Source organism: Cellulomonas sp. JH27-2 (assembly GCF_014837175.1).
In the GTDB taxonomy this organism is placed as follows: Bacteria; Actinomycetota; Actinomycetes; order Actinomycetales; family Cellulomonadaceae; genus Cellulomonas.
Genome location: NZ_JACYFR010000004.1, coordinates 220,406 through 246,199, shown reverse-complemented (window position 1 = coordinate 246,199; position 25,794 = coordinate 220,406). Strand labels below are relative to the sequence as shown.

The window sequence follows — 25,794 nt, the reverse complement described above, 5'->3', positions numbered from 1 at the left end:
GATCGAAGGAGCGCACGTGAGCGAGCAGCAGCCCCGCATGAACGTCGAGTCGTTCAACCTGGACCACCGCACCGTCGCCGCGCCGTACGTGCGGCTGGCGGACACGAAGAAGCTTCCCGCGGGTGACGTCATCGAGAAGTACGACGTCCGGTTCACCCAGCCCAACGTCGCCCACCTCGAGATGCCCACGGTGCACTCCCTCGAGCACCTTTTCGCGGAGAAGTCGCGCAACCACTCGGACCGCGTCATCGACTTCTCCCCGATGGGCTGCCAGACCGGGTTCTACCTGATCCTGCAGGGCAGCTGGGACTACGACGACGTGCTCGGCCTGGTCGAGGCCACCCTGCAGGACGTACTGGTGGCCGACGAGGTGCCCGCCGCCAACGAGGTGCAGTGCGGCTGGGGTGCCAACCACACGCTGACGGGTGCGCAGGACGCCGCCCGCGCGTTCCTCGCCGAGCGCGACGCCTGGTCGCAGGTCACGGCCTGACGGACGCCTGCCCGTCGCCGCCGGGGCCGCCCTGGCCACCGTCGGGCGGGGCCTGGCCGTCGCCGCCGGGCCCACCGCCCTGGCCACCACCCATGCCGCCGGCCATGCCGCCCATCCCGCTGGACACCTCACCCGCGGTGCCGGTGCCCGCGGCGGTCGCGCCGCTCGCGTCGCCGTCGTGCGAGAGCGGACCGGCCACGGTCGTGCCGACCTTCCCACCGACGGCCGCCGTGTAGGTGTCGCCGTCCTTGACGTCGGCCGACGAGTACACGACCGACGAGTACGACTTCGTGGCCGTGAACGCGGCGAGGACGTCGCCGTCCGCGTCCTCGACCTGGATCACGTCGCCGGCGCTGCCGGCCTGGTCCAGCGTGATGCCGACGAACGACTGCGACGAGCCGTCAGAAGGGGTCTGCGCCATGCCCGACGACCCGACGGCGATCAGCTCGCCGCCCGAGATCTCGTAGGTGCCGTTGTAGTCGATCGCACCGTTGCCGTCGTTCTCAGGACCGGACACGACGACCGTGCCGCCGCTCTGCGTGACCGAGCCGTTCGAGTCCAGTCCGTCGCCCTCGGCGTCGATCACGAGCGTGCCGCCGGTGATCGTGACCATGACGTTCGCGTCGGCCTCCATCTCACCGCCGCCCATGCCGCCACCGGGGCCGCCCTCCTGGGCGTCGTCGTCGGACGTCGTCGCGTCGGTCGTCTCCTCGTCGGAGGACCCCGCCGACCCGTTCACGCCGTCGTCGCTGGACTTCACCGACGTGTCGCCGCCGGCGATCACGATCTGCGCGGCCTCGAGACCTTCGTACGACGTCGCGACGTCCACCGTGCCGCCCGAGATCTGCAGCGCGTCGTCGGCGTGGATGCCGTCGTCGCCCGTGGCGAGCGTCAGCGCACCGTCGGTGACGGACACGATGCCGTTCGAGTGGACGGAGTCGTCGGACGCGTCGACCGAGACGGTCCCGCCCCCGACGACGACCGACGCGGCGCCCTTGATGCCCTTGGTCGACGTGTCGTCGGTCGCCTTGGTCGCGTGGCCGTCGCCGCTGACGACGGTGACCGTGCCACCGGCGATCACGGCATCGGTCTGCGCGGCGATCCCGTCACCGCCGGCCGTCACGTCGACCGTGCCGTCGACGATCTCGACGTACCCGAGCGTGGCGTCCTTCTCGTTGTCGGACTTGAGCGCGTCGCCGCCGGACGTGACCTTGATGGTCCCGTCGGAGATCACCAGGTAGTCCTTGCCGCGGATGCCGTCGTCGGCGGCGGTGACCGTGATGGTCCCCGACTCGATCACGAGCCCGTCCTTGCTGGTGATGCCGTCGTTGGCGTTGCCCTGGACGTCCAGCGTGCCGGTGCCCGTGATGGTCAGGTCGGCGCTGCTGAACAGGGCGGCGTTGGGCGCGTCGTCGCCCGTGGCCGTGTACTTCTTGGCGTCGGACAGGCTGTTGGTGGAGCCGTCGGCCAGCTCGACGACCACGTCGCCGGCGTCCGTGACCGCGATGGCCGACGTCGTCGAGCTCGTGATGTCGGCGCCGTCCAGGATCAAGCGGACCGTGCCGTCGTCGTCGCTGTCGACGACGATCGAGCCGTCGGTCAGCGTGCCGCTGACGCGGTACGTGCCCGCGGCGCTGATCGTGACGGTCGAGCCGTCTGCCTTCGCGCCGTCGCCCTTCACGGTGGCGGACGTGTCGTCCAGGGTGATCGTGGTCTCGTCGCCGGTCGCGTCCGACGCGGTGTGCGCGGCCGTGTTGGCGGCCATCGTGCTCTCGACCGTCACGTCCGCGTCCGCCGCGCTGGGCGTGGTGGTCGTGGTCGCGGCGGTGCCCGAGTCCGTGGAGGTGGCGGGGTCGGAGGTGCAACCGGCCAGCACGACGGCGACGAGCGCCGCGGGGGCGACCACGCGGGTGAGGAAGCGTTTCATGGGGATGCTCCTGACGTAGGTCAGGCGGTGGCCGGGGCCACGTGCCTGTCGAGGACTCGACGCCAGGGCGTCGCGGGAAGGTCGGGGTGCAGGACGGCCATGCCGGTCCCGTACTTGGAGATGCGCACCGGGCGGTGGCCCAGCCGCCATAGCGCACGGTCGGTCGACGAGGGCGTCGAGCCGGTCTTGGTCTCGACGACGGCCAGGCCCGCGAGCACGCGCTCGCTGCCGGTGGTCGCGTCGGTCCAGACCAGGTTCGTGTCGATCGTCGTGCGGCTGTCCGGGCGGCCCTGCTGGACGGCGGGGACGTGCAGGGTCAGCCGGTCGTAGGTGCTGACCAGGGTCGGGGACATCGGGCCGTCCAGCGCACCGAGCAGCTCGGTGGTGAACTCCTGGGCCGGGTCGTCCAGCTCGGTGCGGCCGGTGGCCTCGTGCTCCTGGCGGGTCTTGACCGTGGCGCCGCGTGGGCCGCGGGTCTTGACCTCGACCCAGCAGCGGTCGGAGTCCAGGTAGGTGCGGGTGCGGACCTTGAACCGGTTGCGCCGGCGCCGCGCGGCCCCCAGGTAGCTGGTCAGCGACGGGGTGTCGAAGTACACGGACTCGTAGCCGAAACCGCGCTGCCCGCCGATCTCGAGGACCCGGGTGGCCGGGTCCAGCGCGGCGACGACGGCGGGGAGCGCCTGCGTCGGGACCAGGTACTTGCGATCCACGCGGGTCTGCAGCGAGGCCGCGGCGTCGAGCTCGGCGAGCGAGATGGGGGCCAGGTGCGTCGTGGTGATCATCGGGTCACCTGCTGCGTGGAGGTCGCCGCGGCCGTCTCCACGACCGCGGCCGCGGGGGTGCCGGTCGCGTAGCGGACCTCGACGACGGTGGTGTCGTTGACCAGGTCGAGCCGCTGCACGGACACCTGGTGGACGCGGCAGCCGAGCAGGCGCTCGACGTGGGCGACCAGCGCCACCTCGTCGACGATCGCGCGGTCCACGACCATCGTCTGCTGGCGGTAGCGGGACAGGAGCCGCGGGCTGTCGGCCAGCGCGATCACCACGACGACCAGGGCCATGAGTGCGACGCTCAACCAGATCGGGTCCACCCCGAGGCCGCCGATGAGGCCCAGCGCCAGCGCCGCGAAGTAGTACGCGACCTCGTGCTGGGACAGCTCGGTGCTGCGCAGGCGGATGATCGACAGCACCCCGAAGAGCCCGAGACCCAGGCCGGCGCCGACGGTGCTCTGCGCGAGCACCCCGGCCACCGCCAGGACGCCGACGTTGACACCGAGGAACGCGACCACGAGGTCACGGCGGTGGTGCCGCGGCAGGTACACCGCGAACGTGAGGACGGCGATGGCGATCAGGTCGACGGCGTAGAGCACGTACGGGGACATCTGGGACCTCCTGGGGTTTCGTGTTGCGTTCCATTCAGCCCGCGTTCACTGAGCGTTCGCTGTGCGAGCGCTGAGCCGCGGGTACGGATCGGGTGGTGCCGGCGAAGACGGCCGTGCGCTGGACCTGGTAGCCGACGACGAACAGGGCGAGGTCGGTGCCGACCTTCGCGACCAGCAGGGGGACGCCCATCCCGGTCAGCGCCCACAGCGCGCCGTAGCCGGCCAGCAGCAGGGCGACGGCCAGCACCCAGTACCGGATCGCCTCGCGGCCCGCGGGCTGGCGGGCTCGTCGTCGGAAGACCCACAGCCGGTTCACGGCGAAGTTCACCGACGAGCTGGCGACGCGCGCCCCGATGACCGACGCGAGCAGCGATCCGGACAGCGCCATGAGAGCCAGCAGCACGAGCGCGTCCACCGCGAACGCGAGCAGCGACGAGGCGGCGAAGCGCACGAGCGGGGCGTAGATGCGCGACGAGTCCACGAGCGGTCGGAAGTGCGACGACGCGTTGCCGTCCAGGTAGACGGTCGCGATGGTGACCTCCTCGACCGGCAGCCCCTCGGCCGCCGCCCGCAGGAGCACGACGAGCTCGTACTCGAACCGCTCCCCGCGCACCCCGAGCAGCCAGGGCAGCATGTGTGCGGGGTAGGCCCGCAGCCCCGTCTGGGTGTCCCGGACGGAGCAGCCCGTTCCGGCGCGGAAGGCCCAGCGTGTGCACGCGTTGCCGAACCGGCTGCGCAGGGGCACGCTGCCCGTGAACTGCCGCGCCCCGAGCACCACCGCGGTGTCCTCCGCGAGGGCGTGGTCCGCGACCGCGAGGATGTCGGCCCGTGTGTGCTGGCCGTCGCAGTCGGCGCAGACGACGCCCTGCCCGGGGTGCTGGGTGGCGACGTACGTGAAGCCGGTCTTGAGCGCGCGGCCCTTGCCCTGGTTGACGGGGTGCGTCAGCAGGGTGGCGCCCTCGGCGACGGCCGCGGCGAAGACCGGTGCGTACGCGGGCCCGCTGCCGTCGTCGACCAGCACGACGTCCGTCGTCGGGCGTTCCCGCCGCACCGCGCGGACCAGGTGGACCAGGCGTTCGTCGGGCTCGTAGGCCGGGATCAGGACGATCACGACGACACCGCCGAGCTCAGACCGCCGATGTAGAGGATGTCGGAGGTGCCGCGCTCCTGGCCCTTGCCGAGCGGGTCGTTGACCAGCTCGCCGTCGAACACCATGGTCGACGAGCCGCCGCCGTCGATGTTGTACGCCGTCGTCGCGCCCAGGCTCTTCATGATGTCGGCGAGGCCGGTCATCGTGACGCCCTTGCTGTACCCCGTGCTGCGACCGTCGACGACGACGAAGACCAGGTGGTTGTCGTCGATCACGCCGATCGCGGTGCGGGGCTGCTCGCCCTGGATCGAGTGGTTGCCGAAGTTGGTGTCGACCTCCACGTCGTCGATGCCGTCGACGACCTGGCCGTCCTCGAGCAGCGCCGGCCCGAAGCTGAGCGTGTTCCACACGCCCGCGTCGACGAGCGTCTGAGCGTTCGTCGTCGTCTCGTCGTAGACCTCGACGTGGCCGTCGCGGTAGAACGCGAGCCCCTCGCGCGCACCCTTGTCGCGGTAGACGACGCCGTTGCGGATGACGATGCCCGTGTCGCGGAAGCCGTAGTAGTCGCCGTTGACGGCGAAGACCGCGTCGTTGTCGGCCGCGATGTCGGAGGTGTCCTCGACGATGTTGGTGCCGAACTCGTCGTTCGCGAACGCGGACCGCAGGGTCGTCGCGTCGTCGAGCGTCACGTCGGCGACGTAGTAGGTGACCGTGTCGTCGCCCGAGCCGGTGGTGACCTTCTTGATGCTGACGTCCGTGTCGCCGGACGTGTAGCTGGTGGAGGTGATCGTGCCGCTGTTGGTGGCACTGCTCGAGCCGGCGTCGGACGAGTCGCCCGAGGACGAGCTCGCCGACTGCTGCGCCTCGTAGGCGGTGACGTCGGAGATCTCGACGTGGTCGACGACGAACCGGTCCAGGGCCCAGGCCGTGCCGCCGCCCGCGACCAGCACGAACGCGAGGCTGGAGGCGACGACTACCCGGCGGACCTTGCGGCGCTTGCGGGGGGCTGCGTTGTTCATGCCCCTTGTCTACGGAGCCGCGATGTCCCTCCGTTGTGCCGCCCCTGTGCCCCGCCTGAGCACTTTCCGTCCCGAGCGTCCCCCTCGCACCTGCGCCGAGACAGACCCTTCCCGGTGAGATCGACCCCTGCAAGGGTCTATCTCACCCGTAGAGGTCTGTCTCGGTGGGTGGAGGGATGACCGGGGGTGGTCTGGTTCAGAGGTCGGACAAGGGGGCGACCGCGGGGGCCACCTGGTCGCGGATCCACGGCGCGGGGTCCGTCTCCGGGACGCGCAAGATGACGGTGTCGACGCCGAGCCCGCCGTAGGGACGCATCTCCTCGACGAACCCGTCGACGTCGCCGACGAGCAGCTGGTCTCCCCCGGCCAGGATCGTCACCCGGATCTCGGCGGGGTCGCGGCCCACGTCGTCGCAGTGCCCCCGCAGCACGTCGAGCTTGTGCCGGGTCTCGTCCACCGACGCACCGAACAGGTTGCACGCGTCGGCGTACTGGGCGACGAGCCGCAGCGTCTTGCGCTCCCCCGACCCGCCCACCATGATCTCCGGCTTGCTGAGCGGCATCGGCTCGCAGACCGTCTCCGCGAGCTGGAAGTGCGCGCCCTCGTACGGACCGGTCTGCGCCGGGTCGTACATCTGGTGCAGGATCTGCAGCGCCTCCTCGAGGAGCTCGAACCGCTCCTTGAGCGAGGGGAACGGCACCCCGAACGCCGCGTGCTCGCGGTCGTACCAGGCGGCGCCGATGCCCATCGTCGCGCGGCCCCCGGACAGCACGTCGAGCGTCGCGCCGATCTTCGCCAGCAGCCCCGGGTAGCGGTAGGTGACGCCCGTGACGAGCGTCCCCAGCTGCACGTTCTCGGTCACGCCGGCCAGGTAGCCGAGCGTCGTGTACGCCTCCAGCATCGGGTCGCTCGCCGGGAACCCTGCGCGCTCCATCTGGAAGTAGTGGTCCATGACGGACAACCAGGCGAGCCCGGCGTCGTCGGCTGCGCGGCCCGTGTCCCGGAGCTCCGTGCGCAGCTGCGCCGTGGGCACCGCGTCGTACCGGTAGTGGTGCACACCGATCTTCATCGTCGTCCTGCCTCTCTCAGCCCTGCGCCAGGCGGGACACGTCGTCCCACTCGCGCCACGTCTCGATGCGCCGCCCGTAGTCGGCCTCGGCGACGGCCAGGGGCGCCGTCCCGAAGAAGACCCGCAGCGGCGGGTGCTCGGCGTCGACGACGCGCAGCACCGCTGCGGCGCTCGCGCCCGGGTCGCCGGGGGCACCCACCCGCGTCTTGCGCTCTTCGGCTGCCTGGGCGCGGAACTCGTCGTACGCGGGCAGCGCGGCGGCGTGCCGGGCCGACGACCCGCCCCAGTCGGTGTCGAACCCGCCCGGCTCGATGAGCGTCACGCGGATCCCGAAGCCCGCGACCTCGGCGGCGAGCGCCTGGCTGAAGCCTTCCAGCGCCCACTTCGACGCGTTGTAGATGCCGATGTTGGGGAACGCGCTGATCCCACCGATCGAGGACACCTGCAGGATGTGGCCGCTGCCCTGCTCGCGCAAGAACGGCAGCGCGGCCTGCGTGACCCACAGCGCGCCGAAAACGTTGGTCTCGAGCTGCTCGCGCGCCTCGGCCTCGGAGATCTCCTCGATCATGCCGAACTGGCCATGGCCGGCGTTGTTGACGACGACGTCGAGCCGGCCGAGGCGCTCGTGCGCCTGCTGGACGGCGGCGAAGCAGGCGTCCCGGTCGGTGACGTCGAGCTGCAGCGGCAGGACCGCGTCGCCGTACTTCTCGACGAGGTCGTCGAGCGTGCTCGTGTCGCGAGCCGTCGCGGCGACGTGGTCGCCCCGCTCGAGCGCGGCGATGGCCCACTCGCGGCCGAAGCCGCGCGATGCGCCGGTGATGAACCAGGCCTTCATGGGTGTCCCGTCGACGAGGTGGTGGGTGCCCGATCAGTTGACTCCGCACGGCCGACCGGCGCAACTTCGCGTCCCAGCGTCACCTCGGCGGTCCGCGCGACACGCTCGACGCGTGATCAGCTGCATCACGACGCCCGCTCGTCCCCCGGTCACCGACGGACAGGCCGCCTTCTACCGGGCCAGCACCGCGGTGACCGCCGGTTCCAGGTACGGGGCGAGCGTCGTCGCGAAGGCCGTCGTCATGTGGCTACCGTCGAAGTACGCGATGAGGCCGCCGATGGTCGAGTAGCACGTCTGCCGGTCGCAGAAGTACTTCGTCAGGTCCAGCGTCCGGATGCTGTCGACGTCGATCCGACGGGCGGCAGCGGCGAGTGGGTCGGGGACGATCCGCTCGGCGCGGGGCGCGTCGCACGCGGACAGGTCGTCCTGATGCTCGGCCACGCAGTCCGGGACCGAGTCGCCCACGTGTGGGATGTCGCGGATGACGAGCACCTGGTCGCCGGAGTCCTTCCACGCCGTCAGCCAGTCCACGTACGCGTCTGTCGCCGCCGGGACCTGCTCGGACTTCGGCACCCCGAGGATCGCCTTCCCGAAGTAGGCGGAGGTGACGATCAGGTCGAAGCCGCGGGAGGCGGTCTGCTCCTGTGCCCAGCGGGCCCAGTCGCGGCAGCCCTTGGCCGCGCCGGCGACGGGAAGATCCTGGTCACGGTCGAACGGGCTGCACGCGGAGACGAGGTACGTGGTGATCTGCCAACCATGCGCGTCGGCGAGCTTTTGCAGGGCGGGCAGCAGGTGCCCGGCATGAGAGTTGCCGACCAGCGCGATCCTCGCCGTCGGGTTCTGCTGCCGTCCGTAGGTGCAGACGGGCCGGTGCGTGAACGTCCCCGACGACCAGCAACCGTCGCCGTAAGCGGCGGGCATGTCCGCGGCGGCCTGCGCGGGCGTGTTGATGATCGGAGACCCGTGCGGAGATCCCGCGCAGTCGTCGGCCGGGTCCATCGCAGCGGCACCGAGGCACCTCGACGACGACGCGAGCGCCTCCGTCACCTGCTTCGCGGCGCGGTCCTGGCGAATGTCGGTCGACACGATCTGCGTGGTCCCGAGCGCGACGACGACGATCATCCCGCCCGCCGCGAGCGCCGCTGTCCACGCTGGCCTGACGAGCCGACGCGAGCGCTGCGGAGGGTCCTCGATCAAGGTCTTCGACGCCCAGCCGGCGACCACGGCGACGGCGACGACGACCAGCTTGTCGGGCCACGACAGTGCGTGACCGAGGACGTACGGGACGATGACGATGATGGGCCAGTGCCAGAGATAGACCGAGTAGCTGATGTCACCCGTGAACTGGATCGCTCGCGCTCCCAGCACCCGCTGGGGCGATGCCGCACCGTCCTCGCTGCGTGCCGCCAAGAAGGCCACGGCGGCGAAGGTCGGGACGAGGGCAGCGGCGCCCGGGTAGGCCATCGACCCCTCGAACGTGAACGCCGCCCAGGCCATCGCGGCGAGCGCGCCCCACGCGACCGCGCCGCGCACCGCCTGCGGCCAGGCGAACCACCCCGGACGGCTGAAAGTCGCGACACCGAGCAGCCCGCCGAGAGCGAGCTCCCAGAGGCGCGTGTACGTGACGAAGTAGGCCGCCGCGGGTCGCACCATGGTGTATGCCACGGACGCAGCGAGCGAACCGACGAAGATGACACCGATGACGGCGCCGACCGTGCGTCGGGCGCGACCGCGGCGACCGACGAGCGCAAGCACTCCGACCACGAGGAGCGGCCAGAGGAAGTAGAACTGCTCCTCGACCGAGAGCGACCAGAACTGCTGGAAGGGCGACGGGGCTCCGTCAGCGGCAAGGTAGTCGGTCGCCGTAGCGGCCAGGTGCCAGTTCTCGACGTAGAGCGCCGAGGCCATCGCATCGTGCGCGACAGCCTCCCACTGCGACTCGGGCAGGAACACCCAGCTCGCCACGACGGTCAGGACGATCACGACGAAGGCTGCCGGTAGCAGGCGCCTCACACGTCGGCCCCAGAACGCACCGACGCCGCGGAGCGAGGTCGGTGGATCCTTGATGAGGTGGGACGTGATGAGGAAGCCGGAGATCACGAAGAAGACGTCGACACCGACGAATCCGCCCGTCATCCGCTTGGGCCAGAGGTGGAACAGCACGACGAGGACGACAGCGACGGCCCGCAGCGACTGGATGTCGCCGCGTCGCCGCCGGCTCGACGGCTCCGCACGGGGTGCAGCGGTCGACGTCTGAAGGGTGGTCACGTTCTCCACGATCCTTCCGACGGTCGATGGCACGACCTGCAGACGGCACGGAGCGGATCCTGCGCCCTGTGCTGCTGGCCGAACGAAGCGCGTCACGGCGCTGATGTCGCAGGCAAGGGTAATCGACGTGCGCGGCCCGTACGACGACGCGGTCAGGCACCTCGGGCCAGGCTCACCAGTCGCCGGGCGCGATCTGCGTCGGTGACGTGGTGGCTGCCGTAGCCGCCGGCCGCGGCGCTCGGGTCCTCGACGCGCGCCCCGGCGGAGAAGTGGATCGCATCCACGCCCACCTCGAGCAGCGCCCCGATGTTCTCCTCGGTCACTCCCCCGCCCGCCATGACCTGGACGCGGCGACCCGGCTGGGCGCACAGGGCGCGCAGCCGCTCCAGGCCGGCGCTCACGTCGGTGCCGCCTGCCGTCAGCACCCGCGTGACGCCGGCGTCCGCGAGCACGTCGAGGACGTCGTCGGACGCGTCCACGGCGTCGACCGCGCGGTGGAACGTGACCTCCACGTCGCCGGCCGCCTCGCGGAGCAGCTCGAGCGCCACCAGGTCGACCGCGCCGTCGCGCAGCGCGCCGACGACCACGCCGTCCGCGCCGGCATCGACGAGCCGCCGCACGTCGTCGGCCATGATCGCGACCTCGTCGTCGGCGTAGACGAACCCGCCGGCACGCACCCGGATCAGCGGGTGGATGCCCAGACCGGACCCGGCTGCCAGCGCGACCGTCCGCTCGACGAACGCCGGCGACGGCGTCAGCCCGCCGACCTCGAGAGCGCCGCACACCTCGACGCGGTCCATGCCGAGGTCGAGCGCGACGCGCACGCCGGCCAGGTCGGTGACGGCGAGCTCCAGGGCGACGGTCATGTGCGGGCTCCCGCGACTCAGGGCAGCGTGAACGGGAGCACGAGCCCGTCCAGGGCGTGCCGACAGATGCACTCGTCGTCGACGGGCAGCGCACCGACGACGTCGGCGAGCACCCCGCGCAGGCTCTCGAGGCTGCGGGCGAACTGGGCCAGCACGGCCTGGTGCGACACCGCCTCGCCACCCTCGACGCCAGCGTCCGCGTCCGTCACCACGGCGAGCGTGGTGTAGCAGAGCGCCAGCTCGCGGGCCAGGGCCGCCTCGGGCATCCCGGTCATCCCGACGACGTCCCCGCCCGCAGCGACGTTGCGCCGTGACTCCGCGCGCGAGGAGAACCGCGGGCCCTGGATGACGACGAGCGTGCCGCGGTGCTCCATGGGCATCTGCCCGTCCTCCACGGCCGCGACCGTGGCGCGGCCCTGCGGGCAGTACGGGTCCGCGAACCCGACGTGCACGGGCGCACCGTCCTCGAAGTAGGTCCACGGCCGCCCCCACGTGCCGTCGATCACCTGGTCGGGCACCACCAGGGTGCCGGGTGCCAGGTCGGCGCGCAGTCCGCCGACAGCCGACGGCGCGAGCACCCGGCGCACGCCCAGCGCCCGGAGCGCCCACAGGTTGGCGCGGTAGGGCACCCCGTGCGGGGGGAAGCGGTGGTCCGCGCCGTGCCGCGGGATGAACGCCACCCGCCGGCCGGCGAGCAGCCCGACGCGCGGCGGTTCGCTGGGCGCGCCGTACGGCGTGTCGATCTGCACGGGCTCGGCATCCTCGATCAGCTCGTAGAGCCCGGAGCCGCCCAGGATGCCGATGGGCGAGGCGTCGTTGGTCACGCACAGACCGTAGCGGGCCGGACCGACGGCGGCTCGGCGGAGGCGCCCAGGCCGACCGTCACCTCGCCGTCAGGTCGTCGGCCCGCGCCCGCCGTGCGGCGGCCCGGTGCGAGCGGCGATGCTGGTGGCATGCGCGTACTGGTCACCGGCGGGGCCGGCTTCATCGGGCGGCACGTCGTGCGCCGCCTCCTGCAGGACGGTCACGACGTCACCGTCCTGGACTCGCTACGACCCGACGTGCACGCCCCGGGCACGACGCCGGACGTCGCCGGGGCCCGCCTGGTGCAGGCCGACGTCCGCGACGAGGACGTCCTGACCGACGTGGTGCCCGGGCACGACGCGGTCGTGCACCTGGCCGCCAAGGTGGGGCTGGGGGTCGATCTCGACGACATCACCGACTACGTCTCGTCGAACGACCTCGGCACCGCGTGCGTCCTGCGCGCCGCGCTGCACGCCGGGACGCCGCGCGTGGTCTTCGCCAGCTCGATGGTCGTCTACGGCGAGGGCGCCTACGACTGCTCGGCCCACGGCCGGATCGCGCCCGCACCGCGCCGGGTCGGCGACCTCGACGCGGGGGTCTTCGACCCGCGCTGCCCGCGCTGCGACGGCGTCCTGTCGCCCGGGCTGGTCTCGGAGGACGCCCCCCTCGACCCGCGCAACGTCTACGCGACCACCAAGGTGACGGGCGAGCACCTGCTGCGGTCCTGGGTGCGCGAGACGGGCGGCAGCGCGTTCGCTCTGCGGTTCCACAACGTCTACGGACCGGGCATGCCGCGGGACACGCCGTACGCCGGGGTCGCGTCGCTGTTCCGCTCCGAGCTGGCGGCCGGGCGCGCGCCGCGCGTGTTCGAGGACGGGGGTCAGCGGCGCGACTTCGTGCACGTGGACGACGTCGCGCGCGCCGTCGTGGCCGCGGCCGGAAGGCCGACCGACGACGGGTCCATGGAGCCCCTCAACGTCGGCTCGGGCACCGTGACGACCGTCGGCGGCCTGGCCGGCGCGATGACTGCCGCGATGGGCGGTCCGGAGCCCGTCGTGACCGGCCAGTACCGCGTGGGCGACGTGCGGCACGTGACCGCGTCCTCGGCGCGCGCGCGGTCGCTGCTGGGGTGGAGCGCGCAGATCCCGCTCGACGCCGGTCTCGCCGACGTCCTCGCCGACACGTCCGGACGTCCGTCCCGCACGGCCACCGACGCTCGACCGGGCCAGGTCACTCCGTCCTAGCGCCGACCCGCGCCGCGTCGGTCCACGCCGGCAGGCTGACCTCGAACACGCAGCCCTCGTCCGTAGGTGCGACGCCGACGCGACCGCCGTGCGCGGCCACGACCGTCCCGACGATCGCCAGGCCGAGACCCGACGAACCGACCGAGACGGCCTGGTGCGGGCCGCCACCCTGAAAGCCCTCGTCGAACACGTGCGCGCGGTCGTCGGCCGGGATCCCGCCGCACGTGTCCTCGACCGCGACCCGCACCTGCCCGTCGACCCGACGAGCCGCGACCCGGACCGCGCCGCCGCGGCCGCTGCTCCGGACGGCGTTGCCCACCAGGTTGTCCAGCACGCGCGCGAGCTCGTCGGGCACGCCGTCGACCTCGAGGCCCGGCGCCACCTCGGCGCGCAGGTCGACGTGCTGGCTCGCCGCGGTGGCAGCGGTGTGCGCCAGCACGTCGGCCAGCACGGCGCTCAGGGAGACGGGCTCGGTCACGCGGGGCGCGGGCTCCACGTCGGGCCGGGAGAGCTCGGCCAGGTCGTCGATCATGCGGCTGAGGCGGTCCACCGCACGGTCGATGCCCTGGTACGCGGCACCGGCGTCCGCGATCACGCCGTCGCGCAGGCCATCGACGGTCGCGCGGATGCCGGACAGCGGCGAGCGCAGGTCGTGGCTCACGAAGGCGACGACCTGGCGGCGGGACGACTCGAGGGCCCGTTCCCGGCGACGGGACGCGTCCAGGCGCTCCCGGGTGCGGACCAGCTCCGCGGCCACCGAGGCCAGCTCAGCGGTCACCGGTGGCGTCGTGCCCGCCGGCTGACCAGGATCTCCCAGCGCCCGAGCCTGCGCCGTCACCGCCCGCAGGTCGGCGAGCACCATGCGGCCCAGCAGGACCGCGAGGACGACGGCGGGCACGCACGACAGGCCGAGCACCAGGCGGGTCACCTGCGCGTCGTGGTCGGACAGGAACATCACGCGCAGGTTGAACCACAGGGCGAAGGCCAGGGCGCTCGCAGGCGTCAGCGCCGCGACGACGAGCGCGAGGATCAGCGAGACGCGGCGCACGCGGTTGACCAGCAGCGCGCCGATCACGCCCGCGCCCACGGCGCAGGCCGCCGTGACGCCGCCGATGAACCACAGGTCCTTGCTCACGCCGTCGCCGCCAGCGCCGCAGCGAGCTCGTCCGCCGTCCCGAGCCGGTACCCCGTGCCGCGGACGGTCGTCAGCAGCACGGGCGCCGACGGGTCGGGCTCGAACTTGCGGCGCAACCGGCGCACGTGGACGACGACCGTCGAGTCGTCGCCGAAGTCCCACCCCCACACGCGCCGCAGCAGCTCCCGCGAGCCGAACGTGACCCCCGCGTTGCGGGCCAGGAACGCGAGCAGGTCGAACTCGCGGGGCGCGAGGGTCTGCGACCGGCCCGCCAGGGTCGCGGTGCGCAGGGTCGGGTCGAGGGTCAACGGCCCGACGGTCAGCGGGTGGGAGTCCGCGCCGGGCTGGATGTCGCCGCGGCGCAGCAGAGCGGCCACGCGCAGCACCAGCTCGCGCGGGCTGAAGGGCTTGGCGAGGTAGTCGTCGGCGCCGACCTCCAGCCCCACGATCCGGTCGTCGACCGATCCCAGCCCGGACAGCAGGACCACCGGCGTCCGGTCCCCGTCCAGGCGCATGCGGCGCAGCAGGTCGAGCCCGGACGCCCCCGGCAGCCGGACGTCGAGCACGACGGCGTCGGGGCGGCCCTCGCGCCAGGACCGCTCCCCCGCTCGCGCGTCGGCGGCGACGTCGGCCCGCATCCCGTCGGCGACCAGATAGGCCGCGACGCTGCTCGTCACGAGCTCCTCGTCGTCGATCACCAGCACGTTCGGCATCCCCTCACGGTAGTGCCGCCGCTCGGGCGCGGCGCCGCGAGAGGCCCCGTACGAGCGTGCGGCGGGGGTGATCGTCAGGTTGCCGTCATCGCCTCCCGCGGGCCCGACGTGCGGCCGCGACCTAGCGTGGACGGGTGATCGCCGCGCCCGTCTCCGTCGACCTCGTGCTGCCGTGCCTCGACGAGGCCCGCGCCCTGGCCTGGTTGCTGCCGCGGGTGCCGGCGGGCGTGCGCCCCGTGGTCGTCGACAACGGCTCGACGGACGGCAGCGCGCAGGTCGCCGCGGACCTGGGCGCCCTCGTCGTGCCCGAGGCCCGCAAGGGCTTCGGGGCCGCGTGCCACGCCGGGCTGCAGGCGGCGACCGCCGACGTCGTCGCGTTCATGGACGCCGACGGGAGCCTCGACCCGATCGAGCTGGAGCGAGTTCTGGCGCCGGTCCGCGACGGACGCTCCGACCTGGTGCTGGGCCGCCGCCGGCCCGTGTCGTCGGCGGCGTGGCCGTGGCACCTGCGCTACGCCAACCGGGTCCTGACCCGCCGGCTCGAGCGCCGCACCGGGGTCCGGCTGCACGACCTGGGACCGATGCGCGCCGCGCGCCGGGCCGACCTGCTGGGCCTGGACATCGTCGACCGCCGCTCCGGGTACCCCCTGGAGATGGTGGTGCGCGCGGCGGACCGGTCGTGGCGGATCGACGAGGTCGACGTGACCTACGCGGCGCGCACGGGCCGCTCGAAGGTGACGGGGACCCCGCTCGGCCTGGTCCGTGCCGTGCGCGACATGTCCGCCGTGCTGGCGTCATGAGTGCGGCCGAGCGCGCGGGCACGCTCGTCCTGCTGGCGAAGGAGCCGGTGCCGGGGCGCGTCAAGACGCGCCTGCACGCCGCGTTCCGCCCCGACGAGGCAGCGCGCCTGGCCGCCGCTGCGATCGACGACACGCTCGCCGCCCTGGTCGCCGCACCCGCCCGGCGCCGGCTCGTGGCGCTCGACGGGGACGCCGGGGCCTGGGTGCCGCCGGGGTTCGACGTGGTCAGGCAGCCCACGGGCGGGCTGGGCGACCGGCTCGCGGCCGCGTTCGACGCGGCGCTCGCCGACCCGCGGGACGGCCCCGCGCTGCTGGTCGGGATGGACACCCCGCAGCTGGCCGGCCCGCTCGCCGCCGTCGACTTCCACGGCGTGGACGCCGTCCTCGGACCCACCGACGACGGCGGGTACTGGGCGATCGGGCTGCGCGCACCCGACCCGCGGGTGTTCGCGGGCGTCCCCATGTCCACCGACGGCACGTGCGCGGCGCAGCTGGCGCGGCTGCGTGATCTGGGGCTGCGTGTGGGCCTGCTTCCCCGCCTGCGCGACGTCGACGAGCCCGACGACGCCCGTGCGGTGGCGGCGCTAGCGCCGCACACGCGCTTCGCGGCGGCCTACCACGACCTCGCCCCGGTGCACACGCGATGAGCGCGCGCCCGCACCCCCTCGCCGTGTACGAGGCAGCCCTCGACGGCGCTGCCGTCGAGGCGGTCGGCGCTGGCGGTGCGCAGCCGCTGGCCGTCGCGCGCTGGAGCCAGCCGCCCGACGAGGTCGACCTGCTGATGCTCGCGCGCTGCGAGGGACCCGTGCTGGACGTCGGCTGCGGGCCGGGACGCCTGGTCGCCGAGCTCAACGCGCGCGGCGTCCCCGCGCTCGGCATCGACGTCTCCCGGCGCGCGGTGGAGCAGACCCGCGGGCGCGGCGCGCTCGCGCTGCGCCGGGCCGTCGAGCAGCCCGTGCCCGCGGAGGGGCGTTGGGGAACCGTGCTGCTGGCCGACGGCAACGTCGGGATCGGCGGCGACCCCGAGGCGCTGATCGCGCGCTGCCGGACCATCGTCGTCCCGCGGGGACTGGTCCTGGTGGAGGTCGACCCCGCACCGGACACCGACGACGTCTCACCGCTGGTGCTGCGCGACGCGCACGGCCGCCTCAGCCGCCCCATGCCGTGGGCGCGTGTCGGGGCACGGACGCTCGCCCGGGTCGCGCGCGGCTGCGGGTTCGTCGTCGCCGAGCAGTGGCAGCTCGCCGACCGCACGTTCGTGGCGCTCCGCGCCGTCTGACCTGACCGCGCGGGCGAACCCTCGGTCAGTCGGCGTCCTCGCGCGGCAGCAGGTCCTCGTCGGGCGGCGCCGCCGGGCGGACCCGGCGGGCCCACGTCCCCACGGCGGCCCCGATCATCACCGCGAGCACGAGCACCGCGGCGGCGCTCACCAGCGAGGTCGCGGGGTCGACGGGCACCACCGAGTCGTTGCGCCGGCGGCCCGCAGCCACCACGACCACCACCGCGAACAGCGTCAGCACCGCCGCGCCGAGCGCGCCTGCGCGCAGCGCGGGCCGCCAGGGCGGTGGGACCCGCGGCAGCACCACCACACCCAGCAGCACCGCGGTGGGCGCCAGCACCGCGTCGTGCACCGCGACTCCCCCGGCCAGCCACAGCAGCACCGAGGGCCACTGCCGGGTCGGCACCGTCGTGAGTCCCAGGAACGCACCGAACCCGACGAGCGCGACGCCGATCGCGAGCAGCACGCGGCGCCCCGCCGACCAGCGCCGGTCGTCGAGCCCTCGCGCGGCGGTCGTCACGCGCTCCCCCCGCCCGGGGACCGGACCTCGATCCGGTCCACCCACTTGGTCTGCAGCACGCCGGGCCGATCGGGGGTGACGAGCCTGGCGGGGTAGCCGTGGTCGATGTCGAGCACCTCGCCGCCCAGGCGCAGGGCCAGCAGGCTGTCGGGATGCGCGGCGTACCGGGCCGGCAGGATCGACTCCCGGTAGGACCCGCCCCGCTGCATCGAGACGAACCGCACGTCGGAGTCGACCGGACCGACCAGCGCGACCAGGTCGCGCACGCGCACGCCCTGCCAGGTAGCGAGGGTGCTCCACCCCTCGACGCACGCGATCGGCAGGTCCACCGTGGTCTGCTCCATCGCCTCCAGCTCGGCGCGGGACAGGGTCGTGCTCGCTCCCGGGCCCTCGAGCGTGAGGGTCCATCCGGGGTCCGTGGCCGCGGGGAGCACACCCGCAGCCTTCGCAGTGCGGTTCACCGGCAGACCCTGCGGGCCGTTGCCGGCCTGCCGCGGCGACAGGATCGCGGCGCCGGACAGCGGCTGCACGGTCTGGCCGACCGTGAGCGCCGTGAGGCCGAGCACTGTGACGGCGACACCGGCCAGGAAGCCGCGCCTCGTCGGTCCGTCCTCGTCGTCGCCGTCCGCGTCGGTGCCGTGCACGTCGTCGTCCTGCGCCGCGACGGGCCGCCGCCATGCGTCCGCGACGGTGGGCAGCTTCACCGCGACGTGCACGACGATCGACCCCACCAGCACCCACGCGACCACGAAGTGCACCGTGCGGAAGCCGAACGACCAGGGGTACCACTGGAACGTGTTGATCAGCCCGGTGACGACCTGGAAGATCGCGGTCGACACGAGCAGCGCCACCGAGGCACGCTCGAGCCCACGCAGCGGGCTGCCGACCCGCGGCCGCGCGAACAGCGCCGGATACGCGGCGTAGAGCTTGGCCAGCAGGAGCGGGATCGCGGCCGTGCCGGCCGCGACGTGCAGGCCCTGCGTCACGCGGTAGAGCCAGGCCGGGTCGGTGGGCAGCGGCAGCCACGGCACCGGGCTCTGGTGCAGGTGCGAGACCAGGCCCGTGAGGAACGCGAGGCCGATGGCGGCGCCCAGGTAGGTGCCCACGCGGGCGACGACGCGCGGGTCGTGCACGGCCGAGCGGAAGTCATCCTGCTCCGGGGGCCGGAGCAGGCGCCGGTGCACGGTGCTTCGCGAGCGCTCGCCTGCCACGTCCTCGACAGTAGGTCGGCGACCGCGTGGTGGCACGGCCGTGCCGATGACGACTACCTGACGGTCACCAGGGCGAGTCGAGCAGGACCGCGAGCGCCACGGTGGTCGCGGCCTGCGCGACGAGCCATCGCCGCTGGTGCGGCCCGGTGAGCGTCGCCGCCGCGGGAGCGACCCAGCACGCGAGCGGCAGCCAGATGCGCTCGACCTCGCCACGCTCGACGCCGGAGAACGCGCCGAGCACGGCGGTGCCGAGGGCGAACGCGACGAGCACGACGACGGGTCGCGGCAGCCGACGCAGGCCTGCGAGGCCCCCCACGCCGGCCGGTCCGACGAGCAGCCCGAGCACCGCGAGGTCGGCGAGCGCGAAGTAGAGGTACGGGCGGTCGGCGGACCGGCCGTGCGAGGAGGCGAGGTGGGTGACCGCGATGCCGTCGCCGATCCAGAAGCCGGCCACCGCCCAGGCCGCGACGCACCCGAGCACCACGGCGGCGGCGAGCGCGGTGGGCCGCCACCGGCGCGTCACGACGAGCGGCGCGAGCGCGACCACGGCCATGTGCAGCAGCCCGTACGACAGGAACGGGCAGGCGCCCAGCACGAGGCCAGCTGCGAGCGCCCAGGGCCACCAGTGCCGCCGGGTCGAGGCGAGGGCGAGCAGCGCGACGCCCCAGGCGAGCACCCCCGCGTACAGGGCGTCGGCCGAGGTCGCGATCCACAGGACGGCGGGAGCCAGGACGGCCGCCGGCATCGCGCGACGGGCCACGTCCTCACCCGCGGGACCGGCCAGGGCCCGCAGGGTGACCGCGACGGCGACGACGGCACTCGAGCCGACCATCACGACGAGCGCCGTGGCCCACCCCGCGCCACCGAGCCCGATGCGGTCCATGCCGGTCGCGAGCAGGACGAAGCCAGGAGGGTGGCCGCGCACGTGGATCGGGTACTCCAGCGCCCGGTCGGTGAACGTGCGCAGGAAGTCGCCCGGGGCTGCCGCGGCGGTGGGGACGACGACGAGGTAGTCGTGCTCCCCCCGCAGCGGGGCAGAGAGCGCCGACCACCCGCGGGTGGTCGCGAGGGCGACCGCGAAGACCGCCGACACCGCCCAGCCGGAAGCCAGCAGCGGACCCCACCGCATCGTGCGCGCCCGCATGTGTCCTCGCCAGACGACGGCGCCCGCGACGACGACGGCCAGAAGGGTGCCCACGGACGCCCGCACCGCGGCGTGCCCGAGCAGCGGCGGCAACGACCCGAACGTCACCACCGCGCCGGACCGGTCCAGCGCGAGGCCGACGACCCAGAGCAGCACGAGGGCGCCGGCCCAGAGCGACACAGCGAGCACCGGGCCCCGTGATGACTTCCCTGGAGTGGTGGCAACACGCGCGGTCCCGGGATGCTCGGGGTGGGCGGTCGGCACCCGACCACCCTAGGGAGCAACGCGCGTCCCGCGCCGCCAGACCCACCACCGTCACCTTGCCGTCACCCGGCACGCCCGGCCGCCGCTCGCGCGCACCCGCCGCCGCCCTCGTCGGGCGCGTTTTCTGTCGCCTCTCGCAGCACGTGCGTGCCACGATGCCCGGATGATCCACGTCGACGTGCTGACCTGGGTGGACGCATGCCTCGCCGGCGCGGGGCGCGCGCGCTCCGGCGCCGTGGCGCAGGTCAGGGACCGCCCGTGGGGCCGGGTGTGGGCCGTGCCCACCGACCACGGCACCACCTGGCTCAAGGAACCCGCTGCGCCGGTGCGGTTCGAGGTCGCGCTGCTCGCGACCCTCGCTCGCCTGCAGCCCCGGCTCGGACCGGAGGTGCTGGGCGTCCACGAGGGGGCCCGCGTCCTGCTGGCCGACGCGGGCCGCACGTTCCGGGACCTGTACGCGCCCGCCGACCTGCCCGGCCCGTTCACGGCGGCGCTCGTCCAGGTGGGCGCTCTCCAGCGCTCCGCCGCGCGCCGTGTGCCGGACCTCCTCGCCGCGGGGGTCGCCGACCTGAGGCCCGCAGCGCTGCCGGGCCGGTTCGACGAGCTCGTCGACGGCCTCGGGCCCGAGCCCGTCCGCGCAGCCGACGCTCGTGCGGTCCTCGTCGACGTCTGCGAGCAGCTCGCGCGATCCGCCGTGCCGGCGAGCATCGACCACAACGACCTGCACGACGCCAACGTCCTGCGCGACGGGACCGCTCGCACCGTCGTCATCGACTGGGGCGACAGCGTGCTCGCCCATCCGTTCGCGACCCTGCTGGTCCCCCAGCGGGTCGTCGCCGACGCGGTCGGCAGGAACGTCGACCACCCGTGGGACGTCCCCGCGGTCGCCGCTGCCCGCCGCGCGTACCTGGCAGGCTTCGAGCCGCTCGCCCCGGGCGAGGACCTCGACCGGACGGCTCGCCTGGCCGTCACCGCCGCGCACGTCGCACGCGCCTGGGTGTGGCGGCGTGCGCTGGCGACTCTCGACGCGGCGGTCGGGGCGCCCGACGATCCCGCCCTGGCCGACGTCGCCGCAGGCGCACGCGGGTGGCTGCAGCTGGCGATCGACGCGTTGACGGGCGAGGACAGCGCCCGGTGACGACCCGGTCCGGTCACCTGGGTCCGGCCGGTGCGGGCCGTGCCGGGCGTCGAGCTGCTGCCGCCGTCGGGGACAATCGACGGGTGAGCCCACTCGAGCACCCTGTCGATGCTGTGGTCGTCGCCGCGATGGCCGACGAGGCCGCGCCCTTCCTCGCCCGCGCGGAGGCGGTCGGACCGACCACGCGCGTGGGCCACGCGGAGCACACACCGCTCACGTTCGCGGGCCGCAGCGTGGTGCTGGTGCGGTGCGGGATCGGGCTGGTCAACGCGGCTGCGGCGCTCGCCGTCGTGATCCAGACCGCGCGGCCGCGGGCCGTGATCAGCACGGGCAGCGCCGGCGGGGTGGGGCTGCACGTACGCGTGGGCGACGTCGTCGTCGGCTCGCACTACCTGTACTCGGGTGCCGACGCGCGGGCCTTCGGCTACCAGCTCGGGCAGGTGCCCGGCATGCCGGAGGTCTACCGCGCCGAGCAGGCGCTGCACGACGTCGCGATGGCGGCCCGGGTCGACAGCACGCTCGTGACGGGCACCGTCATCAGCGGCGACATGTTCATCGACGCCGAGCGCATCGATGCCGTCCGCGCGCAGTTCCCCACCGCGGTCTCCACGGACATGGAGTCGGCCGCGCTCGCGCACACCGCCCACCTGTACGGCGTGCCGTTCGTCTCCGTCCGCGGCATCTCCGACCTCTGCGGCCCGATCGACGACCACCTCACGCACGTCGACGACGCGGCCGACCGCTCCGCGGACGTCGTGATCGAGCTGCTGCGTGCCTTCCCGGCCGCGTCGGCGCGCTGAGGCCCGTCTCATCCGGGATTATTCGCCCATGGCCGAGAACGTCGAGGAGTACCTGGAGACCTTCGAGCCCGACGTGCAGGGCATCCTGCAGAGCGTCCGGCTCGCGATCCACCGCGGTGTGCCCGGCGCCTCGGAGGAGATCCACGAGGGCGTGCCGGCCATCCTGCTGGGCGACCGGTGCGCGTTCCACTTCGGCGGGACCGCGCACGACGTCCGGCTGTCCCCGGTGCCGCACTTCGACGGGCCGCTGGAGGCCGACGTCTCGCGGTACCGGGCCGACGACGACGCGGTCTGCTTCCTCTATACCGAGGACGTCCCGTACGAGCTGATCCAGCACCTGGCCTCAGCGATCGGGGCGCAGCATCTGGAGACGCAGCAGCCGACGGTCTGACCCGGCCGGAATGCGCGCGGCGGGTCGGCGGTTGCCGCAAGCGTGCCTGCTCTCTCCGTCCTCGACCTCATCCCCGTCCGCACGGACCAGACCACCGGTGACGCGCTCGCCGCCACGCTGAGCCTGGCCCGGACCGCCGACGAGCTGGGCCTGACCCGTTACTGGGTGGCCGAGCACCACAACATGCCGGCGGTCGCCTCCACCAACCCGCCGGTGCTCATGGCGATGATCGCCGCGGCCACGGCCCGCATCCGCGTCGGCTCGGGCGGCGTCATGCTGCCCAACCACTCGCCGCTGGTGATCGCCGAGCAGGTGGCGCTGCTGGAGGCCGCGCACCCCGGGCGCATCGACCTGGGCCTGGGCCGCGCGCCCGGCTCGGACCCGGTGACCGGTCACCTACTGCGGCGGGGCACGACGACGGACGGCGTCGACACGTTCCCCGACGACGTCGCGACGCTGCAGGCACTGCTCGGCACGACGCCCGTGAGCGTGGCCGTCGGCGCCCGCACCTACGACCTGCGCGCGACGCCGCAGGCGACCTCGGCCGCGCAGATCTGGCTGCTGGGCTCCTCGATGTACTCCGCACAGCTCGCCGCCGAGCTGGGCCTGCCCTACGTCTTCGCGCACCACTTCGCGGGCCGCGGCACCGACGAGGCCATCGCGCTGTACCGGCGCACGTTCCGGCCGTCGGACGTGCTGGCCGACCCCCGCACGATCGCGGTCGCGAACGTCGTCGTCGCGCCGACGGCGCACGAGGCTGCCCGCCTCGCGCTCCCCAACGCGCGCTCCATGTGGCGGCTGCGCAGCGGGCAGGGGCTGTCCGCCCAGGAGCTGGTCGAGGACGCCGAAGCCGCGGCGCCCACTCCCCCGCTCGACGAGCTGACGGCGGCGTGGATCGTCGGTCCGCCCGACGAGGCGGCCGCGGAGGTCACGCGCCTGGCCGAGCGGCTCGGCACCGACGAGCTCATGGTCAGTCCGGTCGCGGGAGCCCTGGCCGGGTCACCCGCCGACCGCTCGCCGGCCCGCGAGGAGACGTTGCGGCTGCTGGCCGGCGCGCTCGCCTGAGCGCGGGAGGTCTCACGCGATCGCGCGGGCGATCCGCTCGGCGTCCAGGCGCAGCTCGCGGAACATCCCGCTGATCGGCGTCGTGAAGCCCGTCAGGTAGAGGCCCGGGCGGGGTGCACGGGCGCCGTGCGACCGCGGCAGCCCACGCTCGTCGAGCACTCCCAGGTGCCCCACGAGCGGTTCGAGGTCGCGCCGGTACCCCGTGGCAGCGACGATCACCTCGGGTCGCAGGCGCGTCCCGTCGGCCAGCAGCACCTCGTCGTCCTCGATGCCGACGACGGCGGCCACCGGCGTCACGGCCCCGTCCCGGACCGCCGCGATCAGCCCGACGTCCTGCACCGGCGTCGCGCCCTCGAGCATGCGCGAGTACAGGCCCGTGGTCGGCCGCGGCAACCCGTACGACGACAGGTCGGGGACCTCCACGCGGGCGAGACCCCGGGCGACGGCGTCGACGACGGGGACCGGCAGGTGGCGGACGACCATCCCCGTGCCCTGCGCGGGCCACCCCAGCGTGGACCGGCGCACGATGTGCGGCGGTGTGCGCACTGCCAGCCGCACCGAGCGCGCACCGGCCTCCACCAGGTCCACCGCGATCTCCGCACCCGTGTTCCCGACGCCCACCACCAGCACGTCACGACCCGCGAACGGCGCCCCGTTGCGGTAGTCGGCGGCGTGCAGGAGCTCACCGGTGTAGCCGTCGACCCCGGGCCACGAGGGGGCGAGCGGCGTGTGGTTGTAGCCCGTCGCGATCACGACGTCCCGGGCTCGCACCGGCCCGTCCGACGTGCTCAGCACCCACCCCGGTCCGTCGGGGTCCACGCGCTCGACCGTCACGCCCGGACGCACGCGCACGTCACGCGCCATCTCGTCGAGGTGCGCGACGACGTCGTCGCGCGCGACCCACCGCCCGTAGCGCCGCGGGATCGGCGAGCCGCCCAGGGACGACAGCCGTCGCGTCGTGTGCAGGTGGAGGCGGTCGTAGTGGCCTCGCCACGACGCGCCCACCGACGCACGTTCGAGCACGGTCGCCCGGTGCGCTCGTCGGGCGAGTGCAGAGGCGACCGCGAGCCCGGCAGGACCTGCCCCGACGACCACGGTGCTCACGCGCGCTCCTTCGCCCCGGCGACGACGCCGGACGCTCGGGACAGCGTGCCCGCTCGAGCGGCGCGTGACCAGTGCCGTCTCGCGGGTGAGGGCTATCGGCGCTCCAGGAGGGTGATCACCTCGTAGTGCGTGGTCTGCGGGAACATGTCGAGCAGCCGCGCGCGCGTGGGCCGCAGGCTCGGCATCGCGGCCAGGTCCCGCGCGAGCGTCTGCGCGTTGCAGCTCGAGTAGACGACGTGGCGCACGCCCGACGACTCCAGCCAGCCGGCCAGCTCCGGCCCGATCCCGCGTCGCGGCGGGTTGACGATCACCAGGTCGGGCGCGGCGGACGACGCGAGCGCGAACTGCGTCGCGTCCCCGGCGGCGAACCGCACGCGGTCCAGGCCCAGCTCGGCGCACGACGTCTGAGCGCTCGCGATCGCCTCTGCACTGATCTCGATGCCCACGACGTCGCGCGGCGCCGTCGGGCCGCCCGCGCAGTGCAGCGCAAAGCCGCCGACGCCGCAGTACAGGTCCCACAACGACGACGGCGCGGCCTCGTCCACCCACGCCGCGGCCTGCCGGTACAGCGCGGCGGCCACCTCGGTGTTCGTCTGGAAGAACGACTGGGGGCGCAGGTGCAGGTCGATGTCATTGACACGCATCGTCAGGGTCGCCCGCTCGGTCAGGACGATCTCCTGCGATCCCTCCACCACGGCCTTGTGCTCGGGCAGGATGTTCGCCGACACCACGGCGATGTCCCCCAGCGCCGGCAGGTGCTTGCGGATGCGCGCGACGGACTCCTGCGAGCGCAGCACGAACCGGACCATGAGCGCACCGTCGGGGGCGAGCGTGACGAGGATGTTCTTGAGCTCGCCGGTGCGAGTGGGGACGTCGTAGGGCTGGAGGCGGGCGAGCCCGACGAACGACGCGAGGACGCCGAAGATGCGGCTCAGCTCGGGCGGGTACAACCCACAGCCCTGCAGGTCGACGCCCGCCCCCGCACGGTCGAGTATCCCGAGCGTCGGTGCGTCGAGCGTGCCGCCGACCACCATCTTCGCCTTGTTCCGGAACGCGCTCTCGGGCCCGACGACGGGCGGCAGCCAGTCCAGGTGGGCGCCGACGAGCGCACGGACCCCGGCCTCCTTGTCCGCCACCTGGGTCGCGTGCGGGACTCCCATGAGCGTGCACGAACGGCACACGCCGGCGTCGTAGTAGGAGCACTGCACCACCGGAGTCTAGGCAGCGCGACGGCTGC

Annotated in this window: 26 protein-coding genes; 9 read left to right on the top strand and 17 right to left on the bottom strand. The window is 73.8% G+C overall.

Annotated elements, in window-relative coordinates:
• Positions 1-37: 37 nt before the first annotated feature.
• On the top strand, positions 38-490 hold the full coding sequence (locus IC607_RS13980; RefSeq protein ID WP_191788122.1) for an S-ribosylhomocysteine lyase: 453 nt from the start codon (positions 38-40) through the stop codon (positions 488-490).
• Here the strand turns inward: IC607_RS13980 and IC607_RS13975 are convergent.
• The 10 genes from IC607_RS13975 to IC607_RS13930 form a co-directional block, all read right to left on the bottom strand.
• Positions 480-2,417 (bottom strand): carbohydrate-binding domain-containing protein, encoded by a 1,938-nt coding sequence (locus tag IC607_RS13975; protein WP_191788008.1) that lies wholly within the window; start codon positions 2,415-2,417, stop codon positions 480-482. The genes IC607_RS13980 and IC607_RS13975 overlap by 11 nt on opposite strands.
• 20 nt (positions 2,418-2,437) lie before the next feature.
• Positions 2,438-3,199 (bottom strand): polyphosphate polymerase domain-containing protein, encoded by a 762-nt coding sequence (locus tag IC607_RS13970; RefSeq protein ID WP_191788007.1) that lies wholly within the window; start codon positions 3,197-3,199, stop codon positions 2,438-2,440.
• Positions 3,196-3,798: a DUF4956 domain-containing protein gene (locus tag IC607_RS13965; protein ID WP_191788006.1), complete on the bottom strand. Its 603-nt coding sequence runs from the start codon at positions 3,796-3,798 to the stop codon at positions 3,196-3,198. The genes IC607_RS13970 and IC607_RS13965 overlap by 4 nt, the downstream gene beginning before the upstream one ends.
• A gap of 34 nt (positions 3,799-3,832) precedes the next feature.
• Positions 3,833-4,909, bottom strand: a complete 1,077-nt coding sequence (locus IC607_RS13960) for a bifunctional glycosyltransferase family 2/GtrA family protein (protein WP_191788005.1) — start codon at positions 4,907-4,909, stop codon at positions 3,833-3,835.
• On the bottom strand, positions 4,906-5,907 hold the full coding sequence (locus IC607_RS13955; protein ID WP_191788004.1) for a phosphodiester glycosidase family protein: 1,002 nt from the start codon (positions 5,905-5,907) through the stop codon (positions 4,906-4,908). The genes IC607_RS13960 and IC607_RS13955 overlap by 4 nt, the downstream gene beginning before the upstream one ends.
• 196 nt (positions 5,908-6,103) lie before the next feature.
• On the bottom strand, positions 6,104-6,976 hold the full coding sequence (locus tag IC607_RS13950) for an LLM class F420-dependent oxidoreductase (protein WP_191788003.1): 873 nt from the start codon (positions 6,974-6,976) through the stop codon (positions 6,104-6,106).
• Positions 6,977-6,992: 16 nt separating this feature from the next.
• Positions 6,993-7,811 carry an SDR family oxidoreductase gene (locus IC607_RS13945; RefSeq protein ID WP_191788002.1) on the bottom strand — a complete coding sequence of 273 codons (819 nt, stop codon included), beginning with the start codon at positions 7,809-7,811 and terminating at the stop codon, positions 6,993-6,995.
• A gap of 171 nt (positions 7,812-7,982) precedes the next feature.
• Complete coding sequence (locus tag IC607_RS13940; protein WP_191788001.1) at positions 7,983-10,079, bottom strand: acyltransferase family protein; 2,097 nt, start codon at positions 10,077-10,079, stop codon at positions 7,983-7,985.
• Positions 10,080-10,231: 152 nt separating this feature from the next.
• The gene (locus tag IC607_RS13935) at positions 10,232-10,945 is read right to left on the bottom strand and encodes a copper homeostasis protein CutC (protein WP_191788000.1); all 714 of its coding nucleotides are present in this window, start codon (positions 10,943-10,945) and stop codon (positions 10,232-10,234) included.
• Positions 10,946-10,962: 17 nt separating this feature from the next.
• Positions 10,963-11,769: an S-methyl-5'-thioadenosine phosphorylase gene (locus IC607_RS13930; protein WP_191787999.1), complete on the bottom strand. Its 807-nt coding sequence runs from the start codon at positions 11,767-11,769 to the stop codon at positions 10,963-10,965.
• Between the two features lie 129 nt (positions 11,770-11,898).
• On the opposite strand from IC607_RS13930, the gene IC607_RS13925 reads away from it, so the two are divergent.
• Positions 11,899-12,993, top strand: a complete 1,095-nt coding sequence (locus IC607_RS13925) for an NAD(P)-dependent oxidoreductase (RefSeq protein WP_191787998.1) — start codon at positions 11,899-11,901, stop codon at positions 12,991-12,993.
• Here IC607_RS13925 and IC607_RS13920 read toward each other — a convergent pair.
• Together IC607_RS13920 and IC607_RS13915 are read right to left on the bottom strand one after the other, a co-directional pair.
• Entirely contained in the window at positions 12,980-14,128 is a 1,149-nt protein-coding gene (locus tag IC607_RS13920; protein WP_191787997.1) for a HAMP domain-containing sensor histidine kinase, read from the bottom strand. The two genes, IC607_RS13925 and IC607_RS13920, sit on opposite strands and share 14 nt — an antisense overlap.
• Positions 14,125-14,841, bottom strand: coding sequence for a response regulator transcription factor (locus IC607_RS13915; RefSeq protein WP_191787996.1), 717 nt, complete (start codon positions 14,839-14,841; stop codon positions 14,125-14,127). The genes IC607_RS13920 and IC607_RS13915 overlap by 4 nt, the downstream gene beginning before the upstream one ends.
• Before the next feature lie 134 nt (positions 14,842-14,975).
• Between IC607_RS13915 and IC607_RS13910 the strand changes: the two genes are divergently transcribed.
• Genes IC607_RS13910 through IC607_RS13900 form a run of 3 tightly spaced genes read left to right on the top strand, consistent with a single transcriptional unit; the run spans position 14,976 to position 16,920 of the window.
• Positions 14,976-15,641 (top strand): glycosyltransferase family 2 protein, encoded by a 666-nt coding sequence (locus tag IC607_RS13910; RefSeq protein ID WP_370526241.1) that lies wholly within the window; start codon positions 14,976-14,978, stop codon positions 15,639-15,641.
• Positions 15,638-16,288: a DUF2064 domain-containing protein gene (locus IC607_RS13905; protein WP_191787995.1), complete on the top strand. Its 651-nt coding sequence runs from the start codon at positions 15,638-15,640 to the stop codon at positions 16,286-16,288. The genes IC607_RS13910 and IC607_RS13905 overlap by 4 nt, the downstream gene beginning before the upstream one ends.
• Entirely contained in the window at positions 16,285-16,920 is a 636-nt protein-coding gene (locus IC607_RS13900; RefSeq protein WP_191787994.1) for a bifunctional 2-polyprenyl-6-hydroxyphenol methylase/3-demethylubiquinol 3-O-methyltransferase UbiG, read from the top strand. Before IC607_RS13905 ends, IC607_RS13900 begins: the two co-directional genes overlap by 4 nt.
• Before the next feature lie 25 nt (positions 16,921-16,945).
• Here IC607_RS13900 and IC607_RS13895 read toward each other — a convergent pair whose 3' ends face one another.
• The 3 genes from IC607_RS13895 to IC607_RS13885 all read right to left on the bottom strand — a co-directional run bounded on the left by IC607_RS13895 (position 16,946) and on the right by IC607_RS13885 (position 19,984).
• Positions 16,946-17,440 (bottom strand): hypothetical protein, encoded by a 495-nt coding sequence (locus tag IC607_RS13895; protein WP_191787993.1) that lies wholly within the window; start codon positions 17,438-17,440, stop codon positions 16,946-16,948.
• Positions 17,437-18,651: a molybdopterin-dependent oxidoreductase gene (locus IC607_RS17910; protein ID WP_370526240.1), complete on the bottom strand. Its 1,215-nt coding sequence runs from the start codon at positions 18,649-18,651 to the stop codon at positions 17,437-17,439. The genes IC607_RS13895 and IC607_RS17910 overlap by 4 nt, the downstream gene beginning before the upstream one ends.
• Before the next feature lie 64 nt (positions 18,652-18,715).
• Positions 18,716-19,984, bottom strand: a complete 1,269-nt coding sequence (locus IC607_RS13885; RefSeq protein ID WP_191787992.1) for a hypothetical protein — start codon at positions 19,982-19,984, stop codon at positions 18,716-18,718.
• 238 nt (positions 19,985-20,222) lie between these two features.
• Between IC607_RS13885 and IC607_RS13880 the strand changes: the two genes are divergently transcribed.
• The 4 genes from IC607_RS13880 (at position 20,223) to IC607_RS13865 (ending at position 23,453) form a co-directional block, all read left to right on the top strand.
• A complete protein-coding gene (locus IC607_RS13880) occupies positions 20,223-21,197 on the top strand; it encodes a phosphotransferase (protein ID WP_191787991.1) in 975 nt (324 codons plus the stop codon).
• A gap of 83 nt (positions 21,198-21,280) precedes the next feature.
• Entirely contained in the window at positions 21,281-21,997 is a 717-nt protein-coding gene (gene mtnN / locus IC607_RS13875; RefSeq protein WP_370526239.1) for a 5'-methylthioadenosine/S-adenosylhomocysteine nucleosidase, read from the top strand.
• A 28-nt stretch (positions 21,998-22,025) separates the two neighbouring features.
• Complete coding sequence (locus tag IC607_RS13870) at positions 22,026-22,388, top strand: iron chaperone (protein WP_191787990.1); 363 nt, start codon at positions 22,026-22,028, stop codon at positions 22,386-22,388.
• A 42-nt stretch (positions 22,389-22,430) separates the two neighbouring features.
• Positions 22,431-23,453 carry an LLM class flavin-dependent oxidoreductase gene (locus tag IC607_RS13865; RefSeq protein ID WP_191787989.1) on the top strand — a complete coding sequence of 341 codons (1,023 nt, stop codon included), beginning with the start codon at positions 22,431-22,433 and terminating at the stop codon, positions 23,451-23,453.
• 12 nt (positions 23,454-23,465) lie between these two features.
• Here IC607_RS13865 and IC607_RS13860 read toward each other — a convergent pair whose 3' ends face one another.
• Both IC607_RS13860 and rlmC read right to left on the bottom strand, forming a co-directional pair.
• Entirely contained in the window at positions 23,466-24,557 is a 1,092-nt protein-coding gene (locus IC607_RS13860) for an NAD(P)/FAD-dependent oxidoreductase (RefSeq protein ID WP_191787988.1), read from the bottom strand.
• Positions 24,558-24,649: 92 nt separating this feature from the next.
• The gene (gene rlmC / locus IC607_RS13855) at positions 24,650-25,765 is read right to left on the bottom strand and encodes a 23S rRNA (uracil(747)-C(5))-methyltransferase RlmC (RefSeq protein WP_191787987.1); all 1,116 of its coding nucleotides are present in this window, start codon (positions 25,763-25,765) and stop codon (positions 24,650-24,652) included.
• Between the last annotated feature and the right edge of the window lie 29 nt (positions 25,766-25,794).

What these genes read in the sequence shown, in the direction of transcription:
- IC607_RS13925 (WP_191787998.1), top strand. Translation starts at nt 11,899, where the DNA reads ATGCGCGTACTGGTCACCGGCGGGGCCGGCTTCATCGGGCGGCACGTC.
- IC607_RS13870 (WP_191787990.1), top strand. Translation starts at nt 22,026, where the DNA reads ATGGCCGAGAACGTCGAGGAGTACCTGGAGACCTTCGAGCCCGACGTG.
- IC607_RS13975 (WP_191788008.1), bottom strand. Translation starts at nt 2,417, where the DNA reads ATGAAACGCTTCCTCACCCGCGTGGTCGCCCCCGCGGCGCTCGTCGCC.
- IC607_RS13950 (WP_191788003.1), bottom strand. Translation starts at nt 6,976, where the DNA reads ATGAAGATCGGTGTGCACCACTACCGGTACGACGCGGTGCCCACGGCG.
- IC607_RS13965 (WP_191788006.1), bottom strand. Translation starts at nt 3,798, where the DNA reads ATGTCCCCGTACGTGCTCTACGCCGTCGACCTGATCGCCATCGCCGTC.
- IC607_RS13880 (WP_191787991.1), top strand. Translation starts at nt 20,223, where the DNA reads ATGATCCACGTCGACGTGCTGACCTGGGTGGACGCATGCCTCGCCGGC.
- IC607_RS13945 (WP_191788002.1), bottom strand. Translation starts at nt 7,811, where the DNA reads ATGAAGGCCTGGTTCATCACCGGCGCATCGCGCGGCTTCGGCCGCGAG.
- IC607_RS13900 (WP_191787994.1), top strand. Translation starts at nt 16,285, where the DNA reads ATGAGCGCGCGCCCGCACCCCCTCGCCGTGTACGAGGCAGCCCTCGAC.
- IC607_RS13980 (WP_191788122.1), top strand. Translation starts at nt 38, where the DNA reads ATGAACGTCGAGTCGTTCAACCTGGACCACCGCACCGTCGCCGCGCCG.
- IC607_RS13955 (WP_191788004.1), bottom strand. Translation starts at nt 5,907, where the DNA reads ATGAACAACGCAGCCCCCCGCAAGCGCCGCAAGGTCCGCCGGGTAGTC.
- IC607_RS13905 (WP_191787995.1), top strand. Translation starts at nt 15,638, where the DNA reads ATGAGTGCGGCCGAGCGCGCGGGCACGCTCGTCCTGCTGGCGAAGGAG.
- IC607_RS13970 (WP_191788007.1), bottom strand. Translation starts at nt 3,199, where the DNA reads ATGATCACCACGACGCACCTGGCCCCCATCTCGCTCGCCGAGCTCGAC.
- IC607_RS13915 (WP_191787996.1), bottom strand. Translation starts at nt 14,841, where the DNA reads ATGCCGAACGTGCTGGTGATCGACGACGAGGAGCTCGTGACGAGCAGC.
- IC607_RS13935 (WP_191788000.1), bottom strand. Translation starts at nt 10,945, where the DNA reads ATGACCGTCGCCCTGGAGCTCGCCGTCACCGACCTGGCCGGCGTGCGC.